The following is a 16,510-nucleotide window of genomic DNA, read 5'->3' as shown; positions in this document are numbered from 1 at the left end:
CACAGCAGCATGAGGCCAGAGAAGGATCAGATTATCGGCCAATTATCTGATTCAACGGGACGATTTGAAATTTCCTCAACATTCTACTCATCGTTGCAGCACATTCGTTGTTAACGCTATAACTGCGCTCAATTAAAGATATGACGGGCGGGGAAAATGACGGTCGATCTCTATACGGTCTGCTGGAACGAAGCAGATATGCTTGGATTTTTCTTCCGACATTTTGATTCCTGGGTTGATCGTTATGTTATTTACGATGACGGCTCAACCGATGGCTCACTGGAGATTCTGGCAGCCCATCCCAAGGTCGATTTGAGGCGCTTCGAACGGGTTCATGCTGACTCTTTTGTCCTGTCTCACAAGGCGATGCATGAAAACGCATGGAAGGAAAGCAGAGGCAAGGCAGACTGGGTCGTCATCACCGCCATTGACGAACATCTCTGGGTCAAGGATCAGCCTATGACGCGCTATCTTCAGACACGCAAGGCTGAAGGCGTTACCTGCATTCCCGCCCTTGGTTTCGATATGAACAGCGAAACCTTTCCATCAGATGATGGGCTGCTGATCGAGAAAATCACTTCAGGACGCGCCCGGCGGTTTTTCAACAAGCTCGGCATTTTCAATCCCGATGCCATTGTAGAAACCGGCCTTGCGGAAGGTCGCCATTCGGCTCAGCCACAAGGCAATATTCGCCTTCCCGCACGTGATGAACTGATGCTGTGGCATTTCAAGCATCTTGGCTATGACCGGAATGCTGAACGGCAGAAAGAACAAAGCGCCCGTCTTGGCTCCGTCGATGTGCAGAATGACTGGGGGCATCGCTATCGCTGGAATCAAGAAAAGCGGCGTAAGGAATGGGACTATATGGTCGCAACCTCGGACGATCTGTCCGGGCCGGATTTCGTGGGCGCGCGCTCCGGCGAACGTCCTTTGTGGTGGGAGGGGCTGGAACGAGTTTCAGCGCCGACAATATATGCAAGTCCACAGACAGCACCACGTGTGTCGGTGGTGATCAAAAGCTATAATCACGAACGTTATGTCGCCCAATCTCTGCAAAGCGTATTCGATCAAAGCTTTCAGGATTTCGAAATCATCCTGACTGATGACGCATCAAGCGATGGTACGTTACCGGCAATCCACCAGTTTTCCGATCCTCGTCTGCATGTCGACGCGCTTACGAGCAATGTTGGCATTTCCTCCGCGATGAATCACTGCCTGAAAAGGGCGCAGGGCGATTATATTGCCATTCTCAATTCCGATGACTGGGCCTTGCCAGAGCGGCTGGCGCGGCAGGTGGCGTTTCTTGACCACCATGCTCACATATCCGCGGTTTTCGGCCTGCCGCGCGCAGTTGATGAGCATGGGCAGAAAACCGAAAGCTTTCTTGATTTTGCAGCCCCCATGCAGATGCCAGATTTTTCTTCCACCAGCTGGCTCCGGCGTTTCGCGCTGCATGGAAACTGTCTGTGTGCCCCAACCGCAATGATCAGGCGGAGCGTGTTTGACAATCTGGGCTACTACGATCCACGGCTGACCAATTCACAGGATTTCGATATGTGGACCCGCATGCTGGTCAGCGGCCATGATATTGCTTTCCTTAATGAGGAATTCACAGCTTTCAGGATACGGGAGGGTGCGCGCAACATGAGCGCACCCAGCCGGAGCACGATATTACGCACGGAATGGGAAACGCCCCTCGTTCTGCGTCATCTCAAAACACTGGACCGATCCTGGCAGAGGCAGATTTTCCGGCCCACGCTGGGCATTGATCATGGGCCTGATCATCGTGGCCTACTGGCTGATTTCGTTGATATGGCGGTCAGGTCTCAGAATGCAGGGCGTCGCCTGTTTGCCATGGAAATGGCCCATGCATACGTGCAGACACAGGACGGTTACGAAGTTCTGAAATGGCTGACCGGTGAAGTGGATGTCTTCCGCCATTTTGCGACTGAAAATTCCACGCCCGTATCAACAGACTCTTCACAGGAAAAACTGGACTTACTCGAAGAACAGCTACATGCGCTGACCCGGCAGCATCAGGCTATGCTTGATTCCACAATGTGGCGTTACACAGCCCCGCTGCGTCATTTGCTGCATAAGCTGCGGCGATAAATCTGCTTACCCTGCGCGTGTTCGCAGCAGAACACGCGCATCGGGGGCTGCTACCAAAGCACCGGGAGGCACATCCTTGCGAACCACAGCCCCGGCACCGATCCGGGCACGTGCGCCAATCCTCACCGTAGGCAGAATAATGGCGCCTGCCCCGATCATCACCTCTTCCTCAACAGTCACCTCACCGGCCAGAACCGCCCCCGGCCCGATTGAGGAAAAAGCTCCGAGCGACAGGTGATGCCCGACCGAACAACCCCGGTTGATCAATGAAAATCGGCCAAGCCGGGAACATGCCCCGATCGTGCAGCCGGAGTTGACATAAACCCCCTCCTCCACGCTCAGGCGGGAAGGGTACACGGATGAAGCATCCAGCAGGGAGGCAAAGCTGTTCAATCCCAGCGACGTCGCATGCTGCCATGCTTTTTTGCGGTTGCCCGGGGTAAAAAGCGGGATCAGCCACTCCGTCCCGACGAGATCCTCCGTGATTTCCTCAAGAGTAACGGAGGGTGCTTCCACATCCGGATGCGCCGTGTGTTCGGTGTTACGGACGACGACCCGTAGATTGATACCATTTCGGCGGCAGCTTTCCTCGACATCCACAGCCAAGGCAGAGCCTGCACCGAAAAGAGCCAGAGAGCGCATCATTCAATCATCCTGCCGAATCAGATGAGAAAATTTCCTGAGCATGGCACAGACATGCTCAACCTGTCCGCTTTCCAGCTCCGGAAACATCGGCAGGCTGAGAATGGTATCAGCCGCTTTAACCGTCTCCGCGCAGCGGGCAGGCCCGAGGGCTATCCTGTTCAAATAAGCAGGCTGGCTGTGAGCGGGATATGGGTAATGAATCGCGGTCTGAACGCCTTCCTGCTTCAGCTCATCTCTCAGACGGTTCCGATCCCGCACCCGGATGACATACTGATGGTAGACATGCGTATTCTCAGGGCGAATAAGTGGAGGCTGGCCGCCAATATCGCGCAGGGTGGCATCATAGGTCCCAGCAATTATCTGCCGCTGGCTGTTTCTTTGATCCAGACAATCGAGCCCAATTCTGAGGATGGATGCCTGAATATCATCCATGCGGGAATTGACGCCTTTTAACTCTGATTGTCTTTGCTGTCCCCACCCGTACTGGCGCAGGCGCCGCAGGGTGTCTGCAATATCCGGATCGTCGGTGCTGACAATTCCCGCATCACCAAGAGCACAAAGATTTTTGGTCGGATACAGGCTGAAAACGGACAGGGTGCTATAAGTGCCCACCATTTTGCCATGATGGCAGGCGCCATGTGCCTGGCTGCAATCCTCGATAACCGGAATCCCGGCCTGATTTGCCGCCAGCATGAGCGCTGTCATATCCACTGGCTGGCCATAGAGATGAACCGGGATAACAGCCCGCACGGGGGCAGCCCCATCCAATGGTTCACGAAGAGTCTTCGTCAGCTCATCCACGTTCATGCAGTAATCGGCTGGATTGATATCGAGCAGCACAGGCTGTGCCCCCGCCATCTCAATCGCCGCAATCACCGCCACGGCGGTATGAGAAACCGTGGCGACTGAACACCCTTCCCCGACCCCCAGAGCACGCAGCGCAAGGACCAGCCCATCGGTCGCACTGCCGCAGGCTATCGCATGGGAACGCCCAAGCCAGGTGGCAAATTCCCTTTCAAAAGCAGAAACCTGCTCCCCGAGAATATAACTGCCAGACGCCAGAACACCTGAAAGAGCGTCATCAATCTCCGCCCGGTGCGCCAGATAGAAGGCGCGCGGATCAGCCTGCGGCACGATCACAGGGTCAGACATAATCCTGCATTCTCGGCTGATACCATTCCAATGACTGCCTCAACCCGTCCGCCAGAGAAATCCCGGGTTTCCAGCCAGTGGCCTCCCGAAAAGCACGATCATCGGCACAATAGGCGCCGATATCTATTCTGGCCCGTTCTTCCGGCAATTCCTTGATCGTATACCGCACCGGGAAAGGCGCGACCTTAACCAGCAGATCAGCCAATGTCAGCAAGGAGGCACTTTCATATCCCCCGATATTGAACAGACGCCCAAAACACTCCGGCGTAGTTGCCGCGGCCATAAAGGCCGCTGTTACATCGTCAACATAGGTGAAATCCCGCACCTGCTGCCCACCCCAGACCTCGAATGGCTGGCTCAGAAGCGCATGACGCAGCCATGTTCCCAGAAAGGTCTGCCGTCCATCCTGAAGGCGCAGTCTGGGGCCGTAGCAGTTGGTCAGACGCAGCACCGTCACCTTGCGCCCATGCACGCGGCTTTCCGCCATCCAGTACTGCTCACCCGCGAGTTTGGAGACACCGTTGAAATCCTGCGGTGCGGAAACATGGCTCTCATCGACCGCTGCACCACCGGTGCGACCGTAGCACTGCCTGGTCGAAGCATGAACAATAACCGCCTCCGGTGCTACATCCCTCACCGCCGCAATCAGGCGTAGCTGGGCCATGGCGTTGATAGCCAGATCAGCAAACGGATCAAGCTGCGCCGCCAGATGGCCCGTCTGGCCAGCAAGATTGAAAATGAAATCTGTTCCCTCACACAGAGTATGCAGGTCGGCCTCTTCCAGAGAAGCACGGACAAGAGTGATGTCCAGAGACGAGAGATTGGCCATGTTGGCACCACTCCCCGGCAGGAAACTATCCAGAACCGTTACTTCTCCACCCTGGCCGGCCAAAGCCGCACAAAGGCTGGAACCAAGAAATCCGGCACCGCCTGTGACAAGGATTTTCTTACCACAAAAGCAGGAATCATAATGGTGAAACAAGGAAAGCATTACTTCCTGAAATCTATGTAACCTTGAACAATATTTGATTATGAGTCTTTATTCAATCACAAACCCTTTGAAAGATCATTCAGAAAATCTGATTTTATCAAATCCTAAATTTTTATCTTCAAAAATCTCAGCATTTTTTGCCGATTTTTTGTCACAATTGGCATGACCATAAAATGCTTTTAACGCCCGCGCCCATGAGAAAGCTCATGAACAACGCCATGCAGGGTTCTCAGCTCCTGCTCCGTCACCTCTCCTCTCAGGAATAAATGCCTGATATTGCGAATCATGCCGGCGCGTTTCTGTTCATTTCTCAGAAATCCGCACTCATCAAGCTCCCTGACCAGATGACGCAGGAAATTGTTTAACTCACCTTTGGTAGCCACATGGGATTCGTTGGTCATCAACTGGCGTGATGGCGTGGCATCCTGCGCCATCCACCATTCATACCCCATGACCATCACCGCCTGAGATACATTCAGCGACATGAAATCCGGATTGAGCGGATAGCGAACCAGCGTATCCGCACAAGCCATATCATCATTATCCAGCCCGGCCCTTTCCGGCCCGAACAGAATACCGGTTTTCAGCCCACGCTCACAGGCAAGCGTTATATCCGTGGCTGCTCCCCGGGCGGTCATGATGGTCTTGACGATATGACGCGGTCTCGGGCAGGTGGCAAAGACGCGGTGCAGATCCTCAACTGCATCCTCAACTGTCTCATGAACAGTCAGGGAGTTGAGGATTTTGTCAGCTCCTGATGCAGTGCGCCATGCCCTCTCTTGCGGCCACCCATCCCGCGGTGAGACCAGACGCAGGTGGAACAGGCCGCAATTCGCCATGGCCCGCGCCGTGGAGCCGATATTCTCCGCCAGTTGCGGCCGCACAAGGATAATAACCGGGCTTGGGTCACGCGGTTGAAGCGGTGCCCCGCCGTCTCGTCCAGTCATAATCTCAATGTGCCTTAATACTGTACAGAGGGAAAAATCAGCTGGCCCGCCGCCATGTGGTTCCTGATGGCCCATCCTCCAGCAGGATACCTGCTGCAGCCAGTTCATTGCGGATACGATCGGCCTCGGCAAAATTCCGGTCCTTGCGCGCCTGAAGACGATCCGCAATCCGCTGGGCAATCTCGTCAGGATTGATCCCACGCTGGAACCATGCCTCGGCCTCACGCGCGAATAGTCCCATCAGCATACCACCCTGCTTCAACTGTGCTGCCGCAAGCACATCCCCTCCCAACGCCGCATGAGCCAGCCCATGCATCAGGGAGAGAGCCTGCGGCGTGTTCAGATCATCCCGCAACGCATCCAGCACTGGATTTTCGGAGGTCTCGTCCAGATCAGGCAGGGCGGGATGTGCCTGCAAGGCACGGTAGAAGCGATCAAGCTCCTTACCGGCCTCCTTCAACGCCTCATAGCGGAAATCCAGTACGCCCCGGTAATGGGTTTTCAGGAACAGCAACCGGATCGCCTCACCATCCGCCTGCGCCAGCAGATCGCGCACAGTCAGCACGTTGCCCAGACTTTTGGACATTTTCTCCCCATCCAGCAGCAGCATCGCGCTGTGCATCCAGTAATGGGCGAAATGGCTGCCTGGGAAAGCGCAGCGGCTCTGGGCGCATTCATTCTCGTGGTGGGGGAAAATCAGGTCTCCACCACCGCCATGAATATCAAAGTCCTCGCCCAGATAGCGCCAGGACATGGCACTGCATTCAATATGCCAGCCTGGGCGGCCACGTCCCCACGGGCTGTCCCATCCGGGCTGATCGTCGGCTGATGGCTTCCAGAGCACAAAATCGCCGGGGTCTTTCTTGTAAGGGGCTGGATCAACCCGCGCACCCGCCAGCAGTTCGTCCGGTGATCGGTTCGACAAAGACCCATAGGAAGGATCGCTGGCTACGGAGAACAGTACATGCCCCTCCCCCTCACCATGTGTCGCGTAAGCATGCCCCTGAACGATCAGCTTCTCGATCAGAAGAATCATTTCAGCGATATGGCCGGTTGCCCTCGGCTCTATGTCCGGTGGCAGATTGCCGAGACTGGCCATATCGGCATGGAAATCAGCCGTCGTCCGGGCAGTAATCTCATCAATGGAAACCCCGCTTTCACGAGCGCGGGCATTGATCTTGTCATCTACATCCGTGATGTTTCGTGCATAGGTAACGCGAGGATAAAGCCTGCGAAGAACCCGGGCCAGCACATCAAACACCACCATGCTGCGGGCATTACCGATATGGGCCAAATCATAAACGGTCGGTCCACACACGTATATTTTAACGTGATTCGGGTCGATAGGCCTGAATGGCTCCCGCCCGTGGGTGGCTGAGTTATAAAGGAAAAAGGCTGCCTGATTCATATCGGCTTTTTGCGCCGGTATGCCTACGAAATCAACGGGTAGTGGCTGGATGAGACCTCTTCAGAATTTTTGATGAAGGTAACGTTAACCGCGCCACCCCTATGCTGAAGTTAGGGGCGGCAGACCGATCCATCTCTCATTAAAAATACAAAAATACATTTTATAAAAAAAAATTATTACAAGTATCTATTTTGAACTTAATTATACTGTAATCAATAAATACAAATTCAATTTTAAAAAGAATCATTATAATTTTACTACACACCCTATTGTTTTCTTGCTATGCAAATAACTACTCATAAAAAATTAACATTTCAGGCTCAGTCAGGCGGATCGAATGACAACTCTTACATCCACCACATCCGGTATTACTCTTGTCACCCCCGCCTACACGAACCCGATTTTAATTCAGGCGGGCACTGCTGTTGGCAATACGGCCGGCATCGGAATTCAAAGCAGCCTTACAACAATAGCGTGGTCAATCACCAATAGCGGTACTGTTACTGGCACAAGTTTCGGTATCAGCCTTGCAGGAACCGGCATTGTTATTAACAGTGGGACCATCAGCTCCACAGCGCCGGGCGGTCAGGGAATTGCCACGAATAATGGTGGCTCTGTCACCAATCTAAGCGATGGAACAATCGCCGGTGGTCAGTTCGGCGTTGTGCTTTACAGCACCCTGGGAACGGCTGCGACCGTTATCAATGCGGGCCTCATTAAAGGTTCCACAGGCACTTCATTCGGCCACGCCGTCCTGTTGGGCGGCAGTTCCTCAGATTTTCTAAACAATTCGGGAACTATCCAGCAAACTGGGACAGGCATAAGCACCGGCGACCTTGCTGCCGTTCGCCTTTTAAGAGGCGGGACGATTACCAACACTGGACTAATCAGTGTTTCAAATACCACAGGGATGGGCATTGTTCTCAATGTCGGCGGGACAATCACCAACTTTGGCACCGTCTCTGCCGCCTCCACGGCCGCCAATCTTACCAATGGAACAGGCCTTGCCATCAACATGGCTGGCACAGGTACAAACCTGCTTCAACTGGGTGTTGCATCTACGATTATTGGTACTGTTAGCGCCAATTCTACCGGCGTAAATACGCTGGAGCTGTTGTCCGGAACATCAGCCGGAACGGTCAATGCCACAAACTTCCTCGGTTTCCAGACCGGAACAGTGGATGCAGGGGCAAACTGGACCATTTCCGGTACCCCTACCTTAACCAACCTGCTTAATAGCGGCACCCTGACAAATACGGGAATCATCAGCGGCACACAGGTCTCTCTGATCAATGGAGGCGTGCTCAGCAACGCAGCAGGCGCAACCATTTCAGGTGCTGCCAATACCCTGATTGGGGGTAATGCAGCCACCGCCACTGTAGTCAACTCCGGCAGAATTAATGCCACCGGCACAAATCCCTGGGCGATCAGCCTCGCGGGCAATGTGACCAATAATGCTGGCGGCGTGATTCAGGCTCTGGCAAGCAATGGGTATGGCGTCCAGATCATCAATGGAACCGTCTTAAATGACGGTACTATCACAGGCGGAACAGCAACTGGCGGTGCGGCCATTGCTCTCGCTGGCGCAGCCACCACTACTTCAGGCACAGCAGTCGTTAACAATACCGGAACCCTGCTATCCAGCGGAGGATTTGGTATCAGTGCTGCGCAAGCTATCAACGCTACCATCACCAATAGTGGCCTGATTCAGGGCGCGAGATATGGTGCCTTTTTAAGTGGAACTGGCACTCTCACCAACAATAGCGGCGGCACTATTTCCTCTGCAACCGGCCTTCTGATTTCGGGTGCAGGAACGGTTACAAATGCCAGCAGCGCTGCCATTACTGGCTCTTCAGTCGGCGTATCATTTGCTGGGGGAGGAACTGTCACCAATAGCGGGCAGATTCAGGGCGGCTTGGTTGGTGTTTCCTTTAGTAATGGAGGTTCTGTCACCAACAATGCCAGCGGCAGTATTTTAGCCACTGGTCCTACCGGTGCCACCGGCGTTCTGATTTCAGGCGCAGGCACGGTTGTCAATAATGCCGGTGCCACTATCAGTGCTGCCTCTGTCGCTGTCTCGCTTGTCAATGGGGGAACCCTCACCAATAGCGGGCAGATTCAGGGAAACTGGGGTGTTATTGGTTCCCTTGCTGCCATTGGTGTTACGAATAGCGCGACCATCAATGGTCAGACAGATGGCGTTTTTCTTTATAACGGTGGCACCGTTACCAATACCGGCACGGCGGCCCTGATTCAGGGAACAAGGTATGGCATTTATGGTAGTGCCAGCAGTGGTACCACAGTATCCGTTGTTAATTCCGGCAGAATTAGTGCCACCAGTGCTTCTGGTATTGCCGTTAACATCGTCAATTCAGGGTATGTCAGCAATCAGGCCGGTGGTACCATCTCTGGAACTGCCTATGGTGTTATTACTAGCGGCTCCCTGAGCCTTATCAATGGCGGGATTATATCCGGTGGCACTGCAAGTACAGCAGCCATTTCAGCCGCTGCGGGTGGTACCATCACCAATCAGGCCGGCGGGACCATTAGCGGTGGGCAGTTCGGCGTCATCCTTTTCGGCACCAGCTTAGCTGCTCCAGTTACCCTTCTCAATCAAGGCAATATCACCGCTTCAACCAATAATAATACATTTGGTCAAGCCGTGGTAATGTCAGGAAATTCTTCAGATTTCCTGAACAACTCAGGCACCATTTTGCAAACAGGCACGGGTGCAAGCGTCGGAGATATCGTTGCTGTCCGCCTTATACGTGGTGGATCAATCCAGAACACCGGGCTTATTTCCGCAACAGGCACGCAGGGAATCGGCATTGTCCTGAACGGGGGCGGCACGATTACCAACCTCGGCACGATCTCTGCAGCTGCTACAGCCGCCAACACAACGAATGGCGTCGGTGCAGCCATCTATATGACTGGGACAGGCGCAAACACTCTGCAACTGGGCATTACATCCGGCATTACAGGAACGGCTATCGCCAATGCCGCCGGCACCAATACGCTGGAACTGTTGTCCGGAACATCCGTCGGGACCATCACCGGGCTTAGTACAAATTACATCGGTTTCCAGAATGCTGTTGTCGATACCGGGGCTAACTGGCTCCTTTCGGGCAATAATACAATTATTGCCGGAAGCAATTTTACTAACAAAGGAACGCTAACATTAAATACACAGTTATTGACTTCTGGCATCCTGAATAATCAGACAAATGCAGTAATTAATGGAAGTATTGCAATCAATCCAGGCGGAAGTATTTTAAACAGTGGTGCTATCACAGGTGCAATAGGTGGTTTTAACAGTGCCATCCTAACAAATTACGGTACCATTACTGGGACCGGGCCAATTGTCGTCTCTATGATTGATCAGAATGGTACACTTGGTAATACCGTTAATAATTTTGGTACTATTAGCGTCAGTAGCGGAGGCACAGCTATTCGTCTTGGGGAGATCGGAGCTGGATCTAATGTACTTAATCTGAATGCTGGCCAGACAATTATCGGTTCCGTAGTTGCCCTTGGCACCGTCAACATCAATCGTTTGAATCTTATAGGCACTGCTACTGGCACCAACGCGCCCCCCACCCTTTCAGGTCTTGGCTCGACAATAACCGGATTTAACCAGATTACAGCAACATCTGGTTCAAATTGGCAGCTGACAGGCAATAACTCGGTTTCCAATACACAAACCTTTTCTTTAGTTGGAGCCAGCCTCACAAACGCAAACAGCGCGACCTTCACCGGTGCATTGACTCTTGGATCAGCCAGTACGCTTACCAATTCTGGTAGCCTGATTGCGAATTCCAACGGTACCGCCGTTCTCATGAATTCAGGCGCTAATACTCTAATCCTTTACCCCACAGCAGCAATAACAGGCACAGTTTCCGGTATCGGAACGCTGAACTGGGTGTCGTTGGCCAGCGCTTCATCCAACGGTACAATTAGTGGAATCGGTACCCAGTATACCGGCGTCAATGTTCAGGTTGATAACGGCGCCTATTGGACCGCGTCCGGGGCCAATTCTATTGTATCCGGCCTGACCCTTAGGGTTGTTGGCACGCTCGAAAATCAGGGAACCCTGGATAACAGTGGCATCATTTCGAATAGTGGGTCGATTATTAACGCCGGCAGGATCAATGGATCGATCAGTCTGGTTGCACAGGGACAGTTCACCAATCGAGACGGTGCGGTGTTTAACGACAATGGTGCAGCAATCGCTGGCCAACAGGTTACAATTACCAACAAGGGTACTCTGACAGGTCAGGGCACCAATGGATACGGCGCCTCTATCTCAGGTGGCGGCACAGTTACTAATCTAGGTTCCATTTCCGGTGATTTCCGTGGCATTCAGTTTGGCGCGAACCCAGCAATCGTCTTTAATAGCGGTATTATTACCGGTTCGCTTGCAGACGGTATTCGTCTGCTTAATGGTGGCAGCGTAACAAATAATACCGGTGCAGTAATCCAAGGCGGCACTGTTGGTGTTTATGCCACTGGCAGCACGACTGGCACGAGCGCTACTGATGCCGTAACTATCAGCAACGGTTCTGATGGCAAAATCTCAGGAACCAGCGCCTCTGGTATTGGTATTAATCTGGCGTATAATGGGACAATCACTAATAGTGGCTTTATCCAGGGTGGAACAGGCACCAATGCAGCCGGTATTATTTTAAGCAGCGCTACTGCAACCATCATTAATACTAAGTCTATCACAGCTGGCGGGTGGGGAATCTCTGCCGCTTCAACAAACAATGTTAATATTAACAATAGCAATCTAATTTCAGGCGGAATATATGGCGCGGTTCTTGGGGTAGGTACCGTTTTAAATACATCTACTGGTACCATTACTGGTTCCTCTGCAGGTATTTCTGCCTCAGGATTTATAACGGTTACTAACTCCGGACAGATAACAGGCAACAGTGCAGTTGCATCCGTTAATGGCGGTAGTGTCAACAATGAGGTCGGCGGAACAATTTCCGGGGTTCGGTTTGGCATTGTTCTCTTCGGCACCAACGTTGCAAATACGGTCGTTAACTCGGGTATCATTCTTGGTAACAGTGACACCACATTTGGCCAAGCGGTTGTTCTAAGTGGAAATGCGTCCGACAATCTGACTAATTCCGGCACCATAAAGCAAACAGGCACAGGGACAGCCATTGGCGACCTTGCTGCCGTCCGCCTCATAACCGGTGGAACTATTAATAATACCGGTTTCATTGGTGTTACGAATTCTCTGGCAACTGCAATTGTTCTCAATAACGGCGGAACAATCACCAACCGTGGCACCATCTCTGCCGCCTCCACTGCCGCCAATCTTACCAATGGAGCGGGCCTTGCCATCAACATGACTGGCACAGGTACAAACTTGCTGCAGCTGGGTGTTGGATCCACGATTATTGGTACTGCTAACGCCAATTCTGCCGGCGCAAACACGCTGGAGCTATTGTCTGGAACATCAGCCGGAACTGTCAATGCCACAAACTTCTTCGGTTTCCAGACCGGAACAATTGATGCGGGGGCAAACTGGACTCTACAAGGAACTGCAACCACTTTCAGGCAATTGTTAAATAGCGGCAGCCTGACCAACACCGGATTTATCGGGGGTGCCTCTATCTCCTTGATCAATGGAGCCTTCCTCAGCAACGCAGCAGGCGCAACTATTTCAGGGGCTGCCAATACCCTGATTGGGGGTAGTGCAGGCACTGCAACTGTCATCAATTCCGGCAGCATTAATGCTACCGGTACAAATCCATGGGCGATCAGCCTCGCGGGGAATGTGACCAATAATGCTGGCGGCGTGATCCAGGCCCTGTCAAGCAATGGTTTTGGTGCCCAGATCATCAATGGAACCGTCTTAAATAACGGTACTATCACAGGCGGAACAGCAACTGGCGGCGCGGCCGTTGCTCTTGCTGGCGCAGTTGTCGCTACAGTAGGCACAGCAGTCGTCAACAATACCGGCACACTGCAATCCAGCGGAGGATTTGGTATCAATGCTTGGCCAGCGATCACCGCTACCGTCACCAATAGCGGTTTGATTCAGGGTGGCAGGTATGGTGTCTTCTTAGGTGGAACAGGCTCTATCGCCTCCACTATTACCAACAATAACGGCGGCACTATTCAATCTTTATCCACCTCCAGCACAGACGCCGCCGGCGTTATGCTTGGAGGTGCAGGCACGGTTGTTAACAATGCTGGCGCCACAATCACTGCTGCCTCTGTCGCAGTCTCGCTTGTCAATGGGGGAACCCTCACAAATAGCGGCCAGATTCAGGGGAACTCGGGTGTTGTTGGTTCACTCGCTGCAATTGTTGTTACGAATAGCGGTAATATCAGTGGTCAGACAGACGGCGTTTATCTGTATAACGGCGGCACCGTTAACAACACCGGCACGGCGGCCCTGATTCAGGGGTCAAGGTATGGCATTTATGGTAGTGCCAGCAGTGGCGCTGTAGTATCAGTGACTAATGCTGGCAGAATTAATGCAACCAGCGCTTCCGGCATTGCAGTCGCCTTTGCAAATGCAGGATATGTCAGCAATCAGGCCGGTGGCACCATATCTGGAACAGCCTATGGTATTACGGCTGGCAGCTTCCTGAGCCTTATTAATGCCGGCATTATATCCGGTGGCAGTGCAAGTACAGGGGCGATTTCAGGCGGTGCGGGTGGTACAATCACCAATCAGGCCGGCGGCACTATTAGCGGTAGTCAGTTCGGCGTCATCCTTACCAGCACCAGCTCCACTGCTCCAGCTACACTCGTCAATCAAGGCAATATCACCGCGTCAACCACCAATACATTTGGCCATGCCGTTATATTGTCAGGAAATTCTTCAGATTTACTGAACAACTCCGGCACCATTCTGCAAGCAGGCACGGGCGCAAGCTCCGGAGATATCGCTGCTGTCCGCCTTGCACGCGGTGGATCAATCCAGAACACCGGGCTTATTTCCGCAACAGGCACGCAGGGCATCGGTATTGTCCTGAACGTGGGCGGCACGATTACCAATTTCGGCACCATCTCGGCAGCCGCCACAGCCGCCAACACAGTGAATGGCGTCGGTGCAGCCATCTATATGGCTGGGACAGGCGCAAACACTCTGCAGCTGGGCATTACATCCCGCATTACAGGAACGGCTGTTGCCAATGCCGCCGGAACCAATACGCTGGAGCTGTTGTCCGCAACAGCAGCCGGGACCATCACCGGAATTGGTACAAATTACGTTGGTTTCCAGAATGCCGTTGTGGATGGCGGGGCTAACTGGATCCTCTCGGGCACCAATACAATTATTGCCGGAAACAATTTTACTAACAGAGGAACAGTAATCAACGCTGGCACTTTCTCCGGTGCCATGACCTTGGCTGCCAACTCGGTAATGACCAATACGGCAACAGCCGTTTTATCCAATGCCGCGCTATCGTCCGCTATTTTCGGCACAGGAACATCTGCCGCCATTATCAACAACGGCACCATTCAAGGTGGACAATCCGGTACGGCACTCATTTCTCTTTCTGCCAGCTCTACACTCACAAATATCGGACAAATTATACAGACAGGTTCTGCAGCCACCGGCCTTACCATGGGTAATGGTGGAACAATTTTGAATTCCGGAACTATCTCTGTTGCAGGGGGAAACAATACCGGCATTTCAATGGCAGCCGGCACAATTACTAACTCTTCACTGATCCGAGTGGGGAGTGGTCAGTCAACCGGTATCAGCATGAGTGGGGCTGGTAGTATCAATAATACTGGTACAATCAGTGCAGTTGGCGCTCTCAGTCAAGCTATCATTCTGGGGGGTGGCGGCACCATTACCAATTCCGGATCCATTCTGACCCAGGGCACAGCCAGAACTGCGATCAACTTCGGTGCTGGCAACAGCCGTCTGGTAATCGGCAGTGGCAGCACGATCGTTGGCCAGGTGACGGCTGCCGGCACTGGCAACGTGCTTGAGTTGGACGGTGCTGGCACCACGCTGAGTGGGTTTGGAACACAATATACCGGCTTCCAGACCATCAACGTGCAGGGTAATGGATGGGTGTTGGCCGATACGCTGACCAACACCAATATCCTGATGCAGGCGACCGGGACACTGACGATCTCGCAGGCACTTGCTGCCTCCAACACCATCACTATGGCTGGAACCAGCTCTGGCGGTGTTGGGTCCGGGAATATCATCATCAGCACGCCGGGCACGGCATTGGCTGCAACCGTTTCCGATTTTGGCAACGGTGAATCCATCACCCTGACCGGATTGGCCTATCAGGCTTCCGATGTGGTGGATGTGGTGAGTAGTGGCGGGAATGTCCTCCTGATACTGTCTCATGTGGCTAGTGACGGGACGAAGACCCAGTATTACTCGATCAAGCTTGATCCCAACGCGCATGATCAGAACTACAAGATGCGTCAGGCGTCCAGCGGCAACGGCGTGACGATCTATGATGACGGCACGCCCTGCTATGTGCATGGCACGCTGATCCTGACCGATCGTGGTGAGGTTCCTGTTGAGGATCTGGAAATCGGGGATAACGTGATCACGGCGGCTGGGGAGGTTCGTCCGATCCGCTGGCTTGGGCGCCGGAGCTACAACGGTCGCTTCATTCAGGATCGTCGTGATGTGCTGCCGGTTCGTATCCGTCAGGGGGCTCTGGATGGGGTTCTGCCGAAGCGTGATCTGCTGGTATCCCCGCTGCATGCAATGTTCATTGATGGTGTTCTGGTTCCGGCCGGTCGTCTGGTGAATGGTGTTTCCATCATTCAGGAACAGCATGTGGAGACATTGAGCTACGTGCATATCGAGCTGGATACGCATGATGTGGTGTTGGCCGAGGGTGCTGCCTCCGAAACCTATGTGGAGGACAACAACCGGAACATGTTCCACAATGCATACAGCTATACTTGTGAGAGAACATTCCAAACCCAAAAGCATGTCAGGAAACGGAATGGCGTTATCGCTGCCAGCTACTGTGCAACCCGTGTGGTCGATGGCATTAAGTTGGAAAGCATCCGCAAGAGACTGATGGAGGATGTCGTCCATCAGAATCCGTCAGCATTCATGAAGAAGCATTCAGCTTGAGTGCTTCACTTCTGAACTGAAAATTTCTTGAGAAAAGCAGGATAAAAACAATCCTGCTTTTCAAAAAAACCTTTTTTCTGAAGCACTGTCTTTGAAATCAACTGTATTTTGTATAAAAGATTTTTTCTGTTGGAAGAGGTAACAGGTTATCCTCTCCCCTTGCCTTT

At 52.9% G+C, this 16,510-nt stretch carries 7 protein-coding genes; 2 read left to right on the top strand and 5 right to left on the bottom strand.

Translation table 11 applies throughout. The features are described from left to right. Positions 1–156 precede the first annotated feature (156 nt). Positions 157–2,112, top strand: a complete 1,956-nt coding sequence (locus GbCGDNIH8_RS05935) for a glycosyltransferase family 2 protein (protein WP_072572459.1) — start codon at positions 157–159, stop codon at positions 2,110–2,112. A gap of 6 nt (positions 2,113–2,118) precedes the next feature. Here the strand turns inward: GbCGDNIH8_RS05935 and GbCGDNIH8_RS13250 are convergent, their stop codons facing one another. From GbCGDNIH8_RS13250 to cysS, 5 genes are all read right to left on the bottom strand, one after another. Continuing rightward, positions 2,119–2,757, bottom strand: a complete 639-nt coding sequence (locus tag GbCGDNIH8_RS13250; RefSeq protein WP_081368870.1) for an LbetaH domain-containing protein — start codon at positions 2,755–2,757, stop codon at positions 2,119–2,121. Then, on the bottom strand, positions 2,758–3,909 hold the full coding sequence (locus GbCGDNIH8_RS05925) for a DegT/DnrJ/EryC1/StrS family aminotransferase (protein WP_072572458.1): 1,152 nt from the start codon (positions 3,907–3,909) through the stop codon (positions 2,758–2,760). Further along, on the bottom strand, positions 3,902–4,900 hold the full coding sequence (locus tag GbCGDNIH8_RS05920) for an NAD-dependent epimerase/dehydratase family protein (protein ID WP_072572457.1): 999 nt from the start codon (positions 4,898–4,900) through the stop codon (positions 3,902–3,904). Before GbCGDNIH8_RS05920 ends, GbCGDNIH8_RS05925 begins: the two co-directional genes overlap by 8 nt. Before the next feature lie 179 nt (positions 4,901–5,079). Then, positions 5,080–5,847 (bottom strand): RNA methyltransferase, encoded by a 768-nt coding sequence (locus GbCGDNIH8_RS05915; protein WP_072572456.1) that lies wholly within the window; start codon positions 5,845–5,847, stop codon positions 5,080–5,082. Positions 5,848–5,884: 37 nt separating this feature from the next. Then, positions 5,885–7,255: a cysteine--tRNA ligase gene (cysS, locus tag GbCGDNIH8_RS05910; RefSeq protein ID WP_072572455.1), complete on the bottom strand. Its 1,371-nt coding sequence runs from the start codon at positions 7,253–7,255 to the stop codon at positions 5,885–5,887. A 337-nt stretch (positions 7,256–7,592) separates the two neighbouring features. On the opposite strand from cysS, the gene GbCGDNIH8_RS05905 reads away from it, so the two are divergent. Further along, entirely contained in the window at positions 7,593–16,343 is an 8,751-nt protein-coding gene (locus GbCGDNIH8_RS05905; protein WP_072572454.1) for a Hint domain-containing protein, read from the top strand. The last annotated feature ends 167 nt before the right edge of the window (positions 16,344–16,510 follow it).

The sequence above is a fragment of the Granulibacter bethesdensis genome, from assembly GCF_001889545.1.
GTDB lineage: Bacteria > Pseudomonadota > Alphaproteobacteria > Acetobacterales > Acetobacteraceae > Granulibacter > Granulibacter bethesdensis_B.
Note: the sequence above shows the minus strand (reverse complement) of the source record. Positions and strands in the feature narration are given on the sequence as shown.

What these genes read in the sequence shown, in the direction of transcription:
- GbCGDNIH8_RS05935 (WP_072572459.1), top strand. Translation starts at nt 157, where the DNA reads ATGACGGTCGATCTCTATACGGTCTGCTGGAACGAAGCAGATATGCTT.
- GbCGDNIH8_RS13250 (WP_081368870.1), bottom strand. Translation starts at nt 2,757, where the DNA reads ATGATGCGCTCTCTGGCTCTTTTCGGTGCAGGCTCTGCCTTGGCTGTG.
- GbCGDNIH8_RS05925 (WP_072572458.1), bottom strand. Translation starts at nt 3,909, where the DNA reads ATGTCTGACCCTGTGATCGTGCCGCAGGCTGATCCGCGCGCCTTCTAT.
- GbCGDNIH8_RS05920 (WP_072572457.1), bottom strand. Translation starts at nt 4,900, where the DNA reads ATGCTTTCCTTGTTTCACCATTATGATTCCTGCTTTTGTGGTAAGAAA.
- GbCGDNIH8_RS05915 (WP_072572456.1), bottom strand. Translation starts at nt 5,847, where the DNA reads ATGACTGGACGAGACGGCGGGGCACCGCTTCAACCGCGTGACCCAAGC.
- cysS (WP_072572455.1), bottom strand. Translation starts at nt 7,255, where the DNA reads ATGAATCAGGCAGCCTTTTTCCTTTATAACTCAGCCACCCACGGGCGG.
- GbCGDNIH8_RS05905 (WP_072572454.1), top strand. Translation starts at nt 7,593, where the DNA reads ATGACAACTCTTACATCCACCACATCCGGTATTACTCTTGTCACCCCC.